The following is a 14179-nucleotide window of genomic DNA, read 5'->3' as shown; positions in this document are numbered from 1 at the left end:
TATCAATGTTCTCACCTTCCAGTCTCAACCTCTTTAATTCACATTAGGCGTAACTTGGGTTTTTGAATCCTTAGCCGCCATCTTAATCTCCTATTTTCCTTCTCAAAATTGTTGATAATTGTGGGGCGATAATCCCCACAAAATGAGCTACGGAAGGTATGCCACAGGATTAGCAACCAACGCACCAGCGGCACTCACAGCGAAGGTTGCTGGAGCTGAGAAGGTAACGGTGACAAGTTTATTTTCAGTGTCAATCGTAGTTTGAACATTATTTGGGCGTGTTTCAGGAGCGATTGCAAGCTCGGCGATTTGTGCCCGAATAGCAACTTCCCATAACTGGCCTTCAAGAGTAGTAGCGACAAGTGTTGCAGCAGCAGCCATAAGTGTGTATCTAGAAGTAGTTTCATTTGATACAGCAAAGCTAGCAAGCGATTGTTAACTCTGTCATTAGCAATTGCTAACTCTCCCGATTGGGCCTTAACCCTCAATCGAGTTTCACTTAACTACTATTCCACGTCTTAAAAGTTTCTACGTCATTAATGTTTAGCCACCATTTACCGCCGCCTGACTTAAACGCTCTTATCCGCTTGCGGATGATGTGGTATCTGATAGTACTTTCTGTTAGGAACAGTAGTTTACAAGCTTCTGGTAAGGATATGTAATTTGATTTATTATCTTTATCCAGTTTGTTGTTTTTATCAGACTGACATTGTATTCTTTTGGGCAATCTTTGCATTAAGTAAACTCTATTCTCCAATCGGGTTTATTATTCTTCTGTCCATCCTTGAAATATCTACCATATCTTGGCTTTACTCTGGATTCCTTAATAGGTCTATCCCGGACAATCACCCCCCCCACTACATTGAACACAAACGCCAAAATTACCACCCTAATCAGAATTCTAGGAAACTCGATACTAGTACCCGTGCTTGGGACGAGCTGCGGAAGTTTCAAAAGCTGGTGCGGGAATCTCCTGGACTTTTGAAGGAATAAAACCTTTGCGACAAGCTTGACAAAACCAGCGCTGTTTCAGGATTCCACTAGACAGTTTGTAACTACCGTTCTTGAAAACGCGCATTCCCTGGCACTTTGGGCATGGTGGACGGCTCATTCTTCCAACCTCGGATTAGCTGCTCAATCTCAATTGGGAGTTTACCATCCGCGATCGCAATTTCTACATCTGCTTTTTTACGCCTGGCGATGACGCTATCCACACTACCCAGGTAAAGGCGGTTTTTCTTCCTGCCTGCCATCCAACAATAGCGGTAATACCAATATTTATTAGCAGACCGCTCAACCCAGTATTTCTCTATCCAGTGGGTATCGTGTTGGGGCGCAGATTTTTTAGTAACCTGTGATACTTGCGCCCCAACAGTTTTATACGGATTGTCAGACTCTGAGATTTGCGCCCCAACACTATGACTATTTTGGGGGGTGAGTTCATCCCAGAATGGATTATAAGCGTAAACAGGAGTGTCTTGAGCCTTGGTGAAAGCTTCTAAATCAAACAGCGTAGGTTGTTTCATAATCAAACTGGTTAATATGGTCGCTGCCCTCTTCTGAGGGCAGTTTTTTTATGGGGTTATTCCCTAGTAATCCCTTGGGAGATTGCTAGGAAACCAAGATTTTAAAGTTTTGATAAATCCAGATAAATCAAGCGATTTATCAGCCCAATAACACTCACGTAAACAGCTAATCAACCATCCTTGAGGCTTGCGAATTACTTGATGGCCACCACTAAAAACAAAGTGCTTAAGAGCGTTGCGAACATCTTCAATATCAAACTCAAGTAGATGTTTAGTTGTTCGTTTATTTGGGTCAAAGTATATTTCATACTCAGCGCAAGCCGTCAGTATTTCGTGTTGCAATTCTTTCTCTTCAAATTCGGCGGTTGTAGGAGTAAGACTATTGCTGCTGCTGTCTAACCCCTGTTCGGCGTTACTATCATTTGAGGGGGGTAAATTGTAACTAGAGTTATGGTTTTGTAAGTTTTTTTCTTGCACCTTTTTAAGTGGATTTAACCATGACAATGGTCTTAAAATTACCCTTGTTGACTTCCAGGAAAAGCGTTTAATTAGTTGTAAAACACGGCACGATACCAGTGTTTCAAACATCTTTTTAACGTAGTTGTGACCGTATGGTTTACCTCTAGTCTTGGCTACCCAAGCATTGAATTCTGATAAATCTGGCTCTATCTCTGAGCCTATATAACCTTGCCTCATTAACCACTGCCAAAGGATTTTTGCGGCGGGTGGAATATGATGTTGGTAACAGTATGCGTCGTGTGATTCCGTCCACGGAAGATTGTTTTTAAATGAGTTTTCTGGCATACTACTATTAGTTATTTCTCAGAGAGCCACCCTTGAACGCTAATTCTCTTGGTGGCTTTTTGGTTTTTTTAAGTCTTCAGCTAAATCCAATCTTTTGGTATTGGCTGATAAATTGTTCCATTCCGTAGGTCACCATCAAAAAGCACAAAGTTTTCGTGCTTGTTAAGGTTAGTACAGCAATAGCGACTACGATCGTTAGGGTCGAAAGAGAAAGAGCGAAATTCGTCATCCGCCCATGTCACGTGTGAATTACTGTTGCAGCTAGGGCAAGGTGGGAAGTTATTAATCATTAGTCATTAGTTATTAGTCAACTGCGCGATCGCACCCCATACCCCCTGCCCCCCAACCGCGATGCCGAAGGCGGCAAGCTACGCAAAATAAAACCGCCCAAGCCACAGCAGGCGGGACGGTTTTATTCAGGTTCTTCTGGTATATCTTTCAAAGTTTCAGCTAACAGTGTCTCTAAATCATGTATCTCTACTGTTAGTTGCTTGCTGTTTTGTAGGCTGGTTTCAAGTTGGTTTTGCTGAGATTCAATCAGGCTTAAGCAAGCTTGGTGTAATTCTTTCAGCCTACGATGGATTCCCCCAATAGTTGCTTGTCCTCCAGGAGCAACCCGTGGTCTAGCTTGATTTCTCCCCTCGCTATCTGGGTAAAAAACTGTGTTCGAGTCATTCCTAATTGAGCTGCTTTGTTTTTCAACGCCTCCCAGTCTTGAGAGGACATCCTGAGAGTCGCGTTCACTGTCTTTTTGTCTGCCGTGGCTTCTTCTGTCATTTGTTATAGGCATAGTAACCCCTAAATTATTGCACGTGCTAAATACATGCTTCTGCACGTGCTTTGTAAAAAATATTCTTGACTTCTATTATTGCACGTGCAATAACTATTTAAGGATACTATCACGTGCAAATGATTTTGCAACACAAACCCGCTCCCCCACGCCTAGACCTTGCGTGTTCACTGGAGCAAGCACCCGCGCCACATGCAGCGCGGAAACATCCTCTCCATCACCAGCAAACTGAGCGCGGTAACGAGTTTGCCGCGCGGTGATGTTTTACGAAAACACCGTTAAGTAACAGCCAGTAACCATAATGGGCAGAATCAAAGTTCGTATACAAGGAGGTTCCAAAGACATAAAAGCCTTTGCTAAATTCCTGCACAAAGTTGAGGAGAGGATCAGCGCACTGTCGCTCGTGAGTGAAAGTGAAGATTATGCCAATCGCAACAGTACAGATCGACGAGGATGAGGATGACGAGGAGGAGGAAATCTAAATAATTAAAAGGCGATCGCCTACTGTCTTTTGGAGCGATGCCTGCGGCGAGCTGCGCTAACGCCAACTCTACGATTTATTGCCTTAAGGAGAATTTTACCAATGACCAAGCCACTAGGCTATTACACCAATTACAAGCCCGGCGATGAAACACTTCTTGCGACATTGCAGGATGACTATGGTGCAGCATTTGAAAAAATCAGCAAGCGAGAAAAACTGGTTATGCTCACTGCTTTGGCATCACACATTGGCTGTCAGTTAGAAGGTGATTGTCGGGCTGAAATATTCACCATTACCAAGCAGATAACTCAACAGGTGACCATCGCAGACCAAATAGGAATTATGGAAGCGATTATCGGTCAAATCCGCTATGGACAAAACTTTGTCGTTCAAGAGGAGAACCCGCCTATGGAAAATTAACTTCCACTCCAAGTTTACTTTCAATGGATTATAAGGTTACACCAGCGTAGGCGTAGCAATTCTTGCGCTGGTGTTTTTTTACACAATTAGGATTTGAAATTATGAATTATCGAGACGACCTTAGACCGTGGGCAATTTTTCGATATCTGTCCACTGGTGAAAATGTTTGTGTGGCCCGACTTCGTACCCGCACTGATGCTGATGCTTACACAAGTCTTCTTCGTCAAGGAGGCGGTTCGTTTGAGGTAGTTTTCGATCAGCAGGTGCGGGTTAATTAAGGATAGCTGATTTTTTTTGCGATCGCGCTTTTGGGAGGAACGCGATCGCAATATCGACACCAACACTTGAAACGTTAACAAGTAAAAAATATCACAGAATCATGGCAATCAAAAATATTACTTACCAACGGGTACTAAACCTGGGGAATCACGAATCAAAACGTCTAGAACTGTCTGCTGAAGTTTTGGAGGGAGATGATCCAAACGAGGAAACCTCCCGCTTGATGGAGATGGTGGAGCGAAAAATTAGGGAGGAAACAGAACAAGAAATAAAACTTGAAATCCTACGTCTTCAAGACAGAGAAGCAGAACTAATAGATCAAATCTCCGATCTCAGGTCTCAACTTAAAGCTCTCAAATATCAAGTCGAATACACAGGAAATGAACCAGTACAGCCCAGTCCGACATTTGGTCTCCTTCCTGTTTCTGCCGAAGAAGCGGACGGTTTTTAATTAGGCGCAAAACTTATGACTAAACATGACACTTGGGTGAAACTCAAACCCGGCAATCCATTCGAGCCAATATTAGATTTATTTCCAGATAGGATGATACCCATGCGTGATCCATTCGCCCTGGAGCGCGTGACCACATCGGACGCTCGCGCTGATAGCAATGAAGTTGTTGAAGAAGATTTATCAAAAATTATCAGAATTTTAAACTCGATACTGCCAAAGATAGAAACCGAATAACCGCCTGATGAGCCGGATGAAAAAGCCGGCGAAACGCGATGCAAATGGATCGCGTCGCGGGTTGTGTCCAAAGCAACCGTACAGCACATAAACACAGCAGCTTAGGGCTTTTATGAAGAAACAAGCTTCTATGGCTTTTCCACATTCGTAAGCTCGGCTGCTGTGAGTGTGTTGTTCCCTCCCCTATGTCGCCGCAGTTCGCGCTGCGGTTTTGCCTTGAGAGTGAACTAGGCTGTTGTGGCCTTCGGGTGATTCGCAGGCATGACATCAGGGACATAACAAAACCACCCAGGAGGAACTGAATGATTAGAATTTTGGGACTTGATGTTAGCAAGTCCTCCGTTTCGGCTTGCCTGCTTGTTGAAAAACCCTCAGATCCACGTCAATTCTATTACGAATGTCCATTTTTTCAGTTGAGCGCTGATGCAAAGGGAATTCAAGATTTACTCGCGCTCAATGCGGACATTGCCTTGCTGGAACCAACTGGCAACAATTACAGCAAGCTTTGGGGTACTCATTTGGCCCGTACCGGGGTGGAAGTGCGGCTAGTTGGTCATAAGGAATTGCGAAACTATCGAGCCAATCACCTGGCACTACCTGACAAAGATGATGATGCCGATGCTCTCGCCCTTGCCTGTTACTACTTCGACTACCATCAAGATCCGCGTCGATTTGTCCAAATTCGCTCTAGCGCCATTGTCAGAATTCGGGAACTGGTGTTAAGACTTGCTCACCTTAACAGAGTCCAATCACCGATCATGAATCGGGCGCGGCAGGATTTGGCGTGGCAGTTTCCAGAAGTCGCACTAGTAAAGTCCAAAAGGGGTGAATCCGGTGAACCCCCATTATTGTGGGGTTGGCTTGCTGGAGTTCGCAAAAGTACACGCTATGAGCGCCTTTACTCTCAATCTGTCGGCTTAGGAATCACCGAAACGGTTCGTGAACACGCAAAACGCATCTGTGACCTCCAGAAAGAGGAACACGTCATCGAGGCAGAATTACGAGAATTGCTTGCTGATTCTCGCTTTGACCATTACCGCACAGTTTTTAAAAAGTTTGGTTTTGGCGATCGCCTCTCGTCGGTGATTATTTCCCAGATTTACCCCATCGAGGGATTCTTACTAGATGGTAAACCAGAGGTGAGGATACGCCAGGGGCGAAATTCTAAAAAGCCTACAAAACGCCACCTTTCACTGAGAAGATTTCAGAAAGCTTTGGGCGCTGCTCCTAGTTTGGAAGCATCCGGCGATAGCCGTAAAGCAAAAGTAGTAGGCGGTTCCGACTTGTGCCGAAAGTCTTTGTGGCAGTGGGTTTTTACTCGCATTGAACCGAAGACTTCGCGACTTAAAAATGAGATTGGTAAAACCTTGGGCGAACAGTTAGATACTGAAAAAGCAGCTGGTCGCCCGGTGAAACTGGTTAGGAATCGGATTGCCGCCAAAGGAGCGCGATTGCTATTTAGAGAATTGGTAAAGGTTTTGACTAATGACTAATACCTATTTAGACATTGAGCGCCTAGCAGCGCTAGTCCGTAACAAACGCGGTACTAGAGGGCTGCGCGAAGCATCCGCAGAAATTGGCAATGTCTCACCATCTACCTTATCAAGGGTAGAAAATGGCAGTATGCCAGACATGGAAACATTTATAACTCTTTGTAACTGGCTAAAAGTGTGGCCAGGTGATTTATTTTTGTCTGACCACAAACAGCAGCAACTAGATACTGCTGAAGAAATCGTAATTTTAATATTGGGTGACAAGAATCTTGAGCCGAATACAGCTTATGCGCTGGCTCAAATCGTCAGAGCAACCTACCGTTATTTATTAGAGTGAAAACAGCCAGAAAGTGGTATTTAATTATTTGGCTTAAAAATCGTCTCTGTAATTTCACTAATGCCAATGTAACGACTCATCTGCTAGAGATTTGAAAGGTTTACTGTTATATAAGAAATGCTTGCCAGAGTTTGGAGTGCATCAATTGTGGGCATCGATGCCGTCAAAGTCGGCGTAGAAGTCGATGTGTCAGGGGGATTACCGGGAATTGTTGTCTTGGGACTGCCAGATTCAGCGATTCAAGAATCACGAGAAAGAGTCAAAGCAACGTTGAAGAATGCAGGTTTCGCCTTTCCCATGCGAAAAATTGTGATCAATTTAACTCCCGCAGATTTACGGAAAGAAGGCCCCTGTTTTGATTTGCCTATTAGTGTGGGAATTTTGGCGGCTTCTGAGCAAGTTAGCGCTGATTTGTTGGGGGATTATCTATTCTTAGGCGAAGTCTCTCTGGATGGCAGTTTGCGTCCGGTGGCTGGTGTTTTGCCGATCGCAGCAGCAGCCCAAAAGATGGGAATTGCAGGTTTAGTTATCCCTGCTGATAATGCCCAAGAAGCAGCAGTGGTTCAAGACTTAGCTGTTTACGGCTGCAAACATCTGTCTGATGTGGTGGATTTTTTAAATAATCCGGGGCGTTACAAACCTGTGCAAATTGATCATACAACGGAGATAGCAACAGTATCTTACCCTGGCGCAGACTTGCATGATGTAAAAGGACAAGCTCATGCGCGTCGTGCTTTAGAAATTGCTGCTGCTGGTGGACACAATTTAATTTTTGTTGGGCCGCCTGGTAGTGGGAAAACCATGTTAGCACGGCGCTTACCAGGAATTTTGCCGCCCCTGAGCTTTGCCGAATCTTTAGAAGTGACTCGCATCCATTCGGTGGCTGGTTTATTGAAAAATCGCGGTTCGTTGGTACGCGATCGCCCTTTTCGCAGTCCCCACCACTCAGCATCCGGGCCTTCTCTCGTTGGTGGCGGTAGCTTCCCTCGTCCTGGGGAAATCTCATTATCTCACAGGGGCGTGCTGTTCTTGGACGAGTTGACAGAATTTAAACGTGATGTATTAGAATTTTTGCGTCAACCTTTAGAAGATGGCTATGTGACAATTTCCCGTACCAAACTATCGGTAATGTTTCCCGCACAGTTTACTTTGGTGGCGAGTACTAATCCCTGTCCTTGCGGTTACTATGGCGATACCATCCAACAATGTACTTGTTCTCCCCGCCAACGCGAGCAATATTGGGCAAAACTATCTGGGCCGTTGATGGATCGAATTGATTTACAAGTTGCGGTGAATAGGTTGAAACCAGAGGAAATTACCCAACAATCTACCGGAGAAGCATCAACATCAGTACGCGAACGAGTTCAACAAGCAAGCGATCGCGCAATTACCCGTTTCCAAGGAGAAGCAAATCTGCGTTGCAATGCCCACATGCAAAGTCCTCATCTCCAGAAATGGTGCAAGCTAGATGATGCTAGTCGCAATTTATTAGAAGTAGCAATTAGAAAATTAGGTTTATCGGCAAGAGCAAGCGATCGCATTCTTAAAGTAGCACGGACTATTGCAGATTTGGCGGCAGAAGATGAGTTAAAAACCAATCATGTAGCGGAAGCGATTCAGTATCGCACAATCGATAGAATGCAGTAGGAATCTTGTGATGATGGCTTAAGTCTGTTAAGGGTTGACGCAAATAGTTCGTATTATGGCAGTCGCCACCTCAGTCAGGACGATTTCTATGGCAAACCCTTACAGTTTGGGAGGTATCATTAGATGGTTAGCAACAGCTTGAAATATGATCAGCCTATGACTGAGCCAAGTCGTATCACAATTGCTAATTCTTCTTCAATTATCGGCTTCGAGAAATCTGGTGGCGGAGACTGGCCGGTTTGGGATCGTTACCTGACAATTGAAAACAAACGAGCTTATCACATCGGTAATGTCTGCGGAACTTGCGCCTTCTTTTTTGTGCGACTTGAGGGCGCGAAGCGCAGTATCTCGGCAACAGCCATTGCGGAGCGACTCAATACTGGGACTGACATTACTGATCCTACATTTACTTCTATTTTGAGCCAAATCCTCCCGACTGGAGCTTACTATGTCAATTTCCCAACAGTACTTCCACGCCTGATTGCACCCGGCCATCCTGACGACTATTTCGTTCAAGAGCAGGTCGCTTTGTGGGGAATCGATCCGTTGCCGCATGATCCGCGTGTCACTTACTATCGTAGTCACTCACTCGCGCTTGCCGAACATCGCCAACTTTTCGAGTTTGTCATTCCTATGTTTCCTCTCACTTGGCTTGATCAAGAGAGATTAACACATTATGAGGGTGAAATAGCGCATGGCGGGCAACCAACTGCATTTACTCTCTCTGTTTTGGACATTAAGCAGCCAGCAGTTTGGAACGGCGATCCTAAGATTACTGAGCATTGGTGTTTGGCTCATTATCTCCTTGATGGTCACCATAAAATATATGCCGCAGCACAACAGAATGCGCCGCTCAATTTAGTTTCGTTCTTGGCAGTTGATGAAAGCCTTGCATCTGAAGAGGAAATCAAGTCGGCTCTGGCTGCTCTTACTCCATGACTGGCTCCTTAGCTTATTTTAGTGCCATTCGGTTCAAGATGGAGTCGTCCAGTTCGTAGCCTTACTAACTCTAGTTTGCCTTACTCTTAATCTCTCTTATCTTCGTGCTATTGGTGTAAAGCGATTTTTAAATCCGCGCAATACTTGTTAGAAATGCCAAAAATTAGGTTTATCGGCAAGAGCAACCGATCGCATTTTCAAACTAGCACGGACTATTGCAGATTTAGCAATAAAGTATTGCTCTAGAGGAGACTGCTTGTACTGAACTGAAGTGCAAGCTACTAAAGTCTAATTTTTGATTGTATTTAAATCAGATTTTTACTAATTTTTTATTAATCTAAAATCTCCTTTAAAATACATTTTTTAATAATTAAGACTAGTACAATAAAAAATACAAATAATGGTTTCTATGCAAGCAAAAACAAATAAGGATAACTAGTAAAAGTTCTCCTTAACAATTTATCATTAATAGTTACCAACAAGCAGGAAAATATTTATGGTTCAAACTTGGCTGTGGATTGGTGTCATCAGTATGGCGCTGGGTTGTGCTTTTTTCGGTGTAGGCGCACACAATGGGAAAAATGAACGCTGGAAAATACTCTATACACTCAATTTTTTCATTTGCTTAATTGCTAGTGGGCTGTACTTAGCAATGGCATTTGGTCAAGGAGTTAACATCATCAATGATCGTCCAACTTATTGGGTGCGATTTGTCACTTGGTTTTGCTCAACGCCACTGTTGTTGTTGGATTTGACTTTCTTGGGAAAAACCAGCCTGCTGATTACAGGTAGCTTGTTAGGAGCAAACGCCTATATGCTTGCCACTGGCTTCCTCGCCACAGTTACACCCAAGCCGATCAGCTACATCTGGTATATTGTTAGTTGTGGTGCTTACGCGGCGGTTTTCTACTTATTAGTGAAGCCCTACCGGATCGAGGCAGAACGCAAACATCCCAGATCCAAGCAAGCATTCCGCAAGCTGGTAACTGTGCATCTGGTGCTGTGGACACTTTATCCAATTGTGTGGATTCTTAGTCCAGAATGGTTTAACGCTTTTGGTCAAGGTGGGGAAACAATGGGTTATACGCTACTAGATATTGCCTCTAAAGTCGGGTTTGGTTTTCTATCGTTAAACACCCTAGGTAATTTAGAACAGGCAGGAGAATCGGTTACTGAATCGGAAGCGTTATATGAGTAAGTAATAAATTTTCAGTCCGAGGCAATAGAATAGCTAACCGAATTAGGGGAATCAATCAAGGGATTATGCGATCGCTGCCACTGCATTTTATATGCTAAAGCGATCGCACTACCTATTCTCTACCAAAAAGCAAATTATTTATAGATATTCCCGTCAAGGAAATTACCAACTCTGCTAAATTCCTCCTCAAGGACGCTGCACAAACTCCCTTGGGGGGATGCCTCTACTTATGAAATCAGTATCCAATATATCAGGAAGTAAGCGACATCCCTAAAGGAGACTGATTGAATGAATTTGCAGGCGATTTGGAAGTTATTACAAGAGACATTCAAAGAATGGAGTGAGGATAAAGCCTCACGGTTAGCGGCAGCGTTAGCTTATTACACAATTTTTTCCATTGCACCATTGCTAATTATTGTAATTGCGATCGCAGGGGCAGTATTTGGAGAAGAAGCGGCAAGAGGTCAAATCGTTGGACAAATTCAAGGTTTAGTCGGCCGAGATGGCGCAGCATTTATCCAAACAGCCATTCAGAATGCTAACAAACCACAAACAGGAGCGATCGCTTCGATTATTAGTGTCGTAGTTCTTCTAGTGGGTGCTACTGGTTTATTTACCGAGTTACAAGATTCCCTCAACACGATTTGGGAAGTGAAACCGAAACCCGGACGCGGCGTAACTAACATTATTCGTCTACGCGTTTTGTCCTTTGCAATGGTGATAGGTATTGGCTTTTTACTTTTAGTTTCTCTGGTAATTAGTACGGCATTAGCAGCATTAGTAACATACTTTAGTAACTTGCTGCCAGGTGTCGATTTCCTCTGGCAGATTCTCAATTTCATCCTCTCTTTTACTATCACGACGTTCCTGTTCGGACTCATTTTTAAAGTTCTACCAGATGTCGAAATTGGTTGGAGTGATGTTTTAATTGGAGCTATGCTCACCTCCTTTTTGTTTTCTATCGGTAGATTTTTGTTAGGACAATATTTAGGTAATGGCAGTTTTGGTTCAGCCTATGGTGCAGCTGGTTCACTGGTGGTAATTTTAGCTTGGGTTAACTATGCCGCGCAGATTCTTTTCTTCGGTGCGGAGTTTACCCAAGTTTATGCCAGAAGGTACGGTAGCGGCATAACCCCATCTAAACATGCCATACCTTTATCTGATAACACGAAAAATAATGGCAAGGCTCCAACAGAACAAGCATCGACTAATAAAAAGCCCTCTTCTAATTTTATTAATCGCTTGTTCCAGTCTTTCAAAAAGCCCAAGCGCTTAAAACAGAGAAGGAAAAATCAGCGATTTTAATTCCTGATTGTTAGGAATTTAAGTTTATAAATCTGATAGATGTTGAAGTATTTAACCTCTAATAAAAGTTAGTATTATGAAATAAGACCACAGATAAATAACCTTATACTGGATTTTTTCCAGAAGTCTATTCAGAAAGGAAGAAAATCAGTGCTAATGGAAAAATGGTTTTTTATCGATTGGCAGGCAATCTTTATTCCTAGCATCAGCATCTTTGAGTTAATTATCCGTGGTTCACTGGTCTATTTAGCGCTGTTCTCAGTGCTACGTCTTCTTCCTAGCCGACAACTAGGAACACTAGGAATTACTGATTTACTCGTAGTTGTGCTATTTGCTGAAGCTGCCCAAAACGCTATGGCAAGTAATTATACATCAATTACTGAAGGCGCTATCTTGGTAGGAACTGTGATTTTCTGGAGTTACTTACTAAACTGGTTAGGCTATAAAATCCCCCAGTTCCAACGTTTTTTGAATCAGCCACCACTGCTACTGGTAAAAAATGGTCGGATGATTGAGCGTCATTTGCAACGAGAGTTAATTACAGACGATGAGTTGATGAGCAAGTTACGCCAGCAAGGTGTGGAATTTTTAGCAGATGTGAAGTTTGCATATATGGAGGCTGATGGCAGTATTAGTATCATCACCTTCGACTCCAAAACTAGTACCGTCCCTAAGCAAAAAGCAGTACTAAAAAGCGATCTACATTAATTAAACTGTAAAATATGACGGTTGTATTCTGTGCCGAACTGTGATTGAGCGTTATACTTTACCCGAAATGGCTAATCTGTGGAGTGAAGCCTATAAGCTAAAAACTTGGCTGCAAGTCGAAATTGCTGTTTGCGAAGCTCAAGCTGAACTGGGTTACATTCCATCTCAGGCGGTTGAGGAAATTAAAGCCAAAGCAGATTTTGACCCAAAGCGAGTGTTGGAAATTGAGGCTGTAGTCCGCCACGATGTCATCGCTTTCTTGACAAATGTTAACGAATATGTAGGTGATGCAGGACGCTATATTCACTTAGGTTTAACTAGTTCGGATGTTTTGGATACAGCTTTAGCACTGCAATTAGTTGCCAGTCTGGATATATTGTTGCAACGTCTGGAAGATTTGATTCAGGTAATTCGCCAAAAAGCACAGGAACATCGTCATACAGTGATGGCTGGTCGATCGCATGGTATTCATGCTGAACCGATCACTTTTGGTTTCAAGCTAGCTGGCTGGTTAGCTGAAATGTTGCGACATCAAGAACGCCTAAAAATTCTCCACGAAACGATCGCTGTGGGTAAGATTTCTGGTGCGGTGGGAACTTATGCAAATGTTGAACCGCGTGTAGAAGCGATCGCTTGCCAAAAACTCGGACTCAAACCCGATACGGCCTCAACGCAAGTTATTTCCCGCGATCGTCATGCCGACTATGTACAACAATTAGCTTTAGTCGCAGCATCCATCGAACGTTTTGCTGTAGAAATTCGCAATCTGCAAAAAACAGACGTTTTGGAAGTTGAAGAATTCTTCTCCAAAGGTCAAAAAGGCTCCTCAGCCATGCCACACAAGCGTAATCCCATCCGTTCGGAACGCCTGACGGGAATGGCGCGACTCGTCAGAAGCCATGCCGGTGCAGCTTTGGAAAACGTCGCTCTTTGGCATGAAAGGGATATTTCCCATAGTTCTGTAGAACGGGTAATTTTGCCAGATGCTTGCACTTTGACGCATTTTATGTTGACAGAAATAACCGACTTGGTGAAAAACCTGTTGGTTTATCCTGAAAACATGGAAAGAAATCTCAACTGCTACGGCGGCGTTGTGTTCAGCCAAAAAGTCCTGCTTGCCTTGATAGACAAGGGAAGCAGCCGAGAGGAAGCTTATGCGATCGTTCAAGAAAGCGCTCACGCCGCTTGGAACAAGCCAGAAGGTAATTTCCAGGACTTGATTAGCAAAGATCCTCGGGTTACCGAAAAATTGTCCCCAGCAGAACTAGAAGTCTGTTTTGACCCCCAGCAGCATCTGAGCCATTTAGAAGAAGTTTATCAACGACTGGGAATTTAGGATTAATTTGCTTGTAGTGAGCGTTGAAGCGCTCACTACTAACCTGTTACTCAAAAAATACGCAAACTTTTTCAAAAAAGAATATATAAAAATACCAAAAATCTTTAGTATCGCATTGCTAAAGACTGTTAATTTGGTGCTGGAATTTTTGCCAGCACTGGGTAGTATAAATAACACATATCTACATCATGTCCGCATAATTAGTTGTAATTCCCACAGTCATAGCAT

General features: G+C 43.5%; 16 protein-coding genes and 1 pseudogene. 13 read left to right on the top strand and 4 right to left on the bottom strand.

The window, feature by feature from the left end:
• Positions 1-147: 147 nt before the first annotated feature.
• The 4 genes from ACFE90_RS28000 to ACFE90_RS27985 all read right to left on the bottom strand — a co-directional run bounded on the left by ACFE90_RS28000 (position 148) and on the right by ACFE90_RS27985 (position 3120).
• On the bottom strand, positions 148-381 hold the full coding sequence (locus tag ACFE90_RS28000; protein WP_375505668.1) for a hypothetical protein: 234 nt from the start codon (positions 379-381) through the stop codon (positions 148-150).
• Between the two features lie 674 nt (positions 382-1055).
• The gene (locus ACFE90_RS27995) at positions 1056-1526 is read right to left on the bottom strand and encodes a DUF4102 domain-containing protein (RefSeq protein WP_375505667.1); all 471 of its coding nucleotides are present in this window, start codon (positions 1524-1526) and stop codon (positions 1056-1058) included.
• A gap of 63 nt (positions 1527-1589) precedes the next feature.
• Positions 1590-2330 (bottom strand): hypothetical protein, encoded by a 741-nt coding sequence (locus tag ACFE90_RS27990; RefSeq protein WP_375505666.1) that lies wholly within the window; start codon positions 2328-2330, stop codon positions 1590-1592.
• Positions 2331-2742: 412 nt separating this feature from the next.
• Complete coding sequence (locus ACFE90_RS27985; RefSeq protein ID WP_375505665.1) at positions 2743-3120, bottom strand: hypothetical protein; 378 nt, start codon at positions 3118-3120, stop codon at positions 2743-2745.
• Between the two features lie 583 nt (positions 3121-3703).
• Between ACFE90_RS27985 and ACFE90_RS27980 the strand changes: the two genes are divergently transcribed.
• The 13 genes and pseudogenes from ACFE90_RS27980 (at position 3704) to purB (ending at position 13951) form a co-directional block, all read left to right on the top strand.
• Positions 3704-4021 (top strand): hypothetical protein, encoded by a 318-nt coding sequence (locus ACFE90_RS27980; RefSeq protein WP_375505664.1) that lies wholly within the window; start codon positions 3704-3706, stop codon positions 4019-4021.
• A gap of 101 nt (positions 4022-4122) precedes the next feature.
• A complete protein-coding gene (locus ACFE90_RS27975; protein WP_375505663.1) occupies positions 4123-4299 on the top strand; it encodes a hypothetical protein in 177 nt (58 codons plus the stop codon).
• Between the two features lie 101 nt (positions 4300-4400).
• Positions 4401-4751 (top strand): hypothetical protein, encoded by a 351-nt coding sequence (locus ACFE90_RS27970; protein WP_375505662.1) that lies wholly within the window; start codon positions 4401-4403, stop codon positions 4749-4751.
• A gap of 15 nt (positions 4752-4766) precedes the next feature.
• Positions 4767-4988, top strand: coding sequence for a hypothetical protein (locus tag ACFE90_RS27965; RefSeq protein ID WP_375505661.1), 222 nt, complete (start codon positions 4767-4769; stop codon positions 4986-4988).
• Positions 4989-5290: 302 nt separating this feature from the next.
• Positions 5291-6481 (top strand): IS110 family transposase, encoded by a 1191-nt coding sequence (locus ACFE90_RS27960; protein ID WP_375505660.1) that lies wholly within the window; start codon positions 5291-5293, stop codon positions 6479-6481.
• The gene (locus ACFE90_RS27955) at positions 6474-6818 is read left to right on the top strand and encodes a helix-turn-helix domain-containing protein (protein WP_375505659.1); all 345 of its coding nucleotides are present in this window, start codon (positions 6474-6476) and stop codon (positions 6816-6818) included. The genes ACFE90_RS27960 and ACFE90_RS27955 overlap by 8 nt, the downstream gene beginning before the upstream one ends.
• Before the next feature lie 117 nt (positions 6819-6935).
• Positions 6936-8465: a YifB family Mg chelatase-like AAA ATPase gene (locus ACFE90_RS27950; RefSeq protein WP_375505658.1), complete on the top strand. Its 1530-nt coding sequence runs from the start codon at positions 6936-6938 to the stop codon at positions 8463-8465.
• Positions 8466-8588: 123 nt separating this feature from the next.
• Entirely contained in the window at positions 8589-9404 is an 816-nt protein-coding gene (locus tag ACFE90_RS27945; protein WP_375505657.1) for a hypothetical protein, read from the top strand.
• 157 nt (positions 9405-9561) lie between these two features.
• Positions 9562-9633 (top strand): annotated as a pseudogene (locus ACFE90_RS27940) (hypothetical protein); the annotation flags it as partial.
• Positions 9634-9900: 267 nt separating this feature from the next.
• Positions 9901-10602, top strand: a complete 702-nt coding sequence (locus ACFE90_RS27935; RefSeq protein ID WP_375505656.1) for a bacteriorhodopsin — start codon at positions 9901-9903, stop codon at positions 10600-10602.
• A 288-nt stretch (positions 10603-10890) separates the two neighbouring features.
• On the top strand, positions 10891-11907 hold the full coding sequence (locus ACFE90_RS27930) for a YihY/virulence factor BrkB family protein (RefSeq protein ID WP_375505655.1): 1017 nt from the start codon (positions 10891-10893) through the stop codon (positions 11905-11907).
• A gap of 156 nt (positions 11908-12063) precedes the next feature.
• Positions 12064-12615, top strand: a complete 552-nt coding sequence (locus ACFE90_RS27925; protein ID WP_375505654.1) for a DUF421 domain-containing protein — start codon at positions 12064-12066, stop codon at positions 12613-12615.
• A gap of 40 nt (positions 12616-12655) precedes the next feature.
• Entirely contained in the window at positions 12656-13951 is a 1296-nt protein-coding gene (gene purB, locus ACFE90_RS27920) for an adenylosuccinate lyase (protein ID WP_375505653.1), read from the top strand.
• Positions 13952-14179 lie beyond the last annotated feature (228 nt).

Origin of the sequence: uncultured Nostoc sp., assembly GCF_964245445.1 — a bacterium.
In the GTDB taxonomy this organism is placed as follows: Bacteria; Cyanobacteriota; Cyanobacteriia; order Cyanobacteriales; family Nostocaceae; genus Nostoc.
The sequence above is the reverse complement of the archived record's forward strand: the minus strand, read 5'-3'. Positions and strand labels throughout refer to the sequence as shown.

Excerpts from the sequence above, each read along its gene's own strand:
- ACFE90_RS28000 (WP_375505668.1), bottom strand. The coding sequence starts at position 381 with ATGGCTGCTGCTGCAACACTTGTCGCTACTACTCTTGAAGGCCAGTTA.
- ACFE90_RS27995 (WP_375505667.1), bottom strand. The coding sequence starts at position 1,526 with ATGAAACAACCTACGCTGTTTGATTTAGAAGCTTTCACCAAGGCTCAA.
- ACFE90_RS27990 (WP_375505666.1), bottom strand. The coding sequence starts at position 2,330 with ATGCCAGAAAACTCATTTAAAAACAATCTTCCGTGGACGGAATCACAC.
- ACFE90_RS27985 (WP_375505665.1), bottom strand. The coding sequence starts at position 3,120 with ATGCCTATAACAAATGACAGAAGAAGCCACGGCAGACAAAAAGACAGT.
- ACFE90_RS27980 (WP_375505664.1), top strand. The coding sequence starts at position 3,704 with ATGACCAAGCCACTAGGCTATTACACCAATTACAAGCCCGGCGATGAA.
- ACFE90_RS27975 (WP_375505663.1), top strand. The coding sequence starts at position 4,123 with ATGAATTATCGAGACGACCTTAGACCGTGGGCAATTTTTCGATATCTG.
- ACFE90_RS27970 (WP_375505662.1), top strand. The coding sequence starts at position 4,401 with ATGGCAATCAAAAATATTACTTACCAACGGGTACTAAACCTGGGGAAT.
- ACFE90_RS27965 (WP_375505661.1), top strand. The coding sequence starts at position 4,767 with ATGACTAAACATGACACTTGGGTGAAACTCAAACCCGGCAATCCATTC.
- ACFE90_RS27960 (WP_375505660.1), top strand. The coding sequence starts at position 5,291 with ATGATTAGAATTTTGGGACTTGATGTTAGCAAGTCCTCCGTTTCGGCT.
- ACFE90_RS27955 (WP_375505659.1), top strand. The coding sequence starts at position 6,474 with ATGACTAATACCTATTTAGACATTGAGCGCCTAGCAGCGCTAGTCCGT.
- ACFE90_RS27950 (WP_375505658.1), top strand. The coding sequence starts at position 6,936 with ATGCTTGCCAGAGTTTGGAGTGCATCAATTGTGGGCATCGATGCCGTC.
- ACFE90_RS27945 (WP_375505657.1), top strand. The coding sequence starts at position 8,589 with ATGGTTAGCAACAGCTTGAAATATGATCAGCCTATGACTGAGCCAAGT.
- ACFE90_RS27935 (WP_375505656.1), top strand. The coding sequence starts at position 9,901 with ATGGTTCAAACTTGGCTGTGGATTGGTGTCATCAGTATGGCGCTGGGT.
- ACFE90_RS27930 (WP_375505655.1), top strand. The coding sequence starts at position 10,891 with ATGAATTTGCAGGCGATTTGGAAGTTATTACAAGAGACATTCAAAGAA.
- ACFE90_RS27925 (WP_375505654.1), top strand. The coding sequence starts at position 12,064 with ATGGAAAAATGGTTTTTTATCGATTGGCAGGCAATCTTTATTCCTAGC.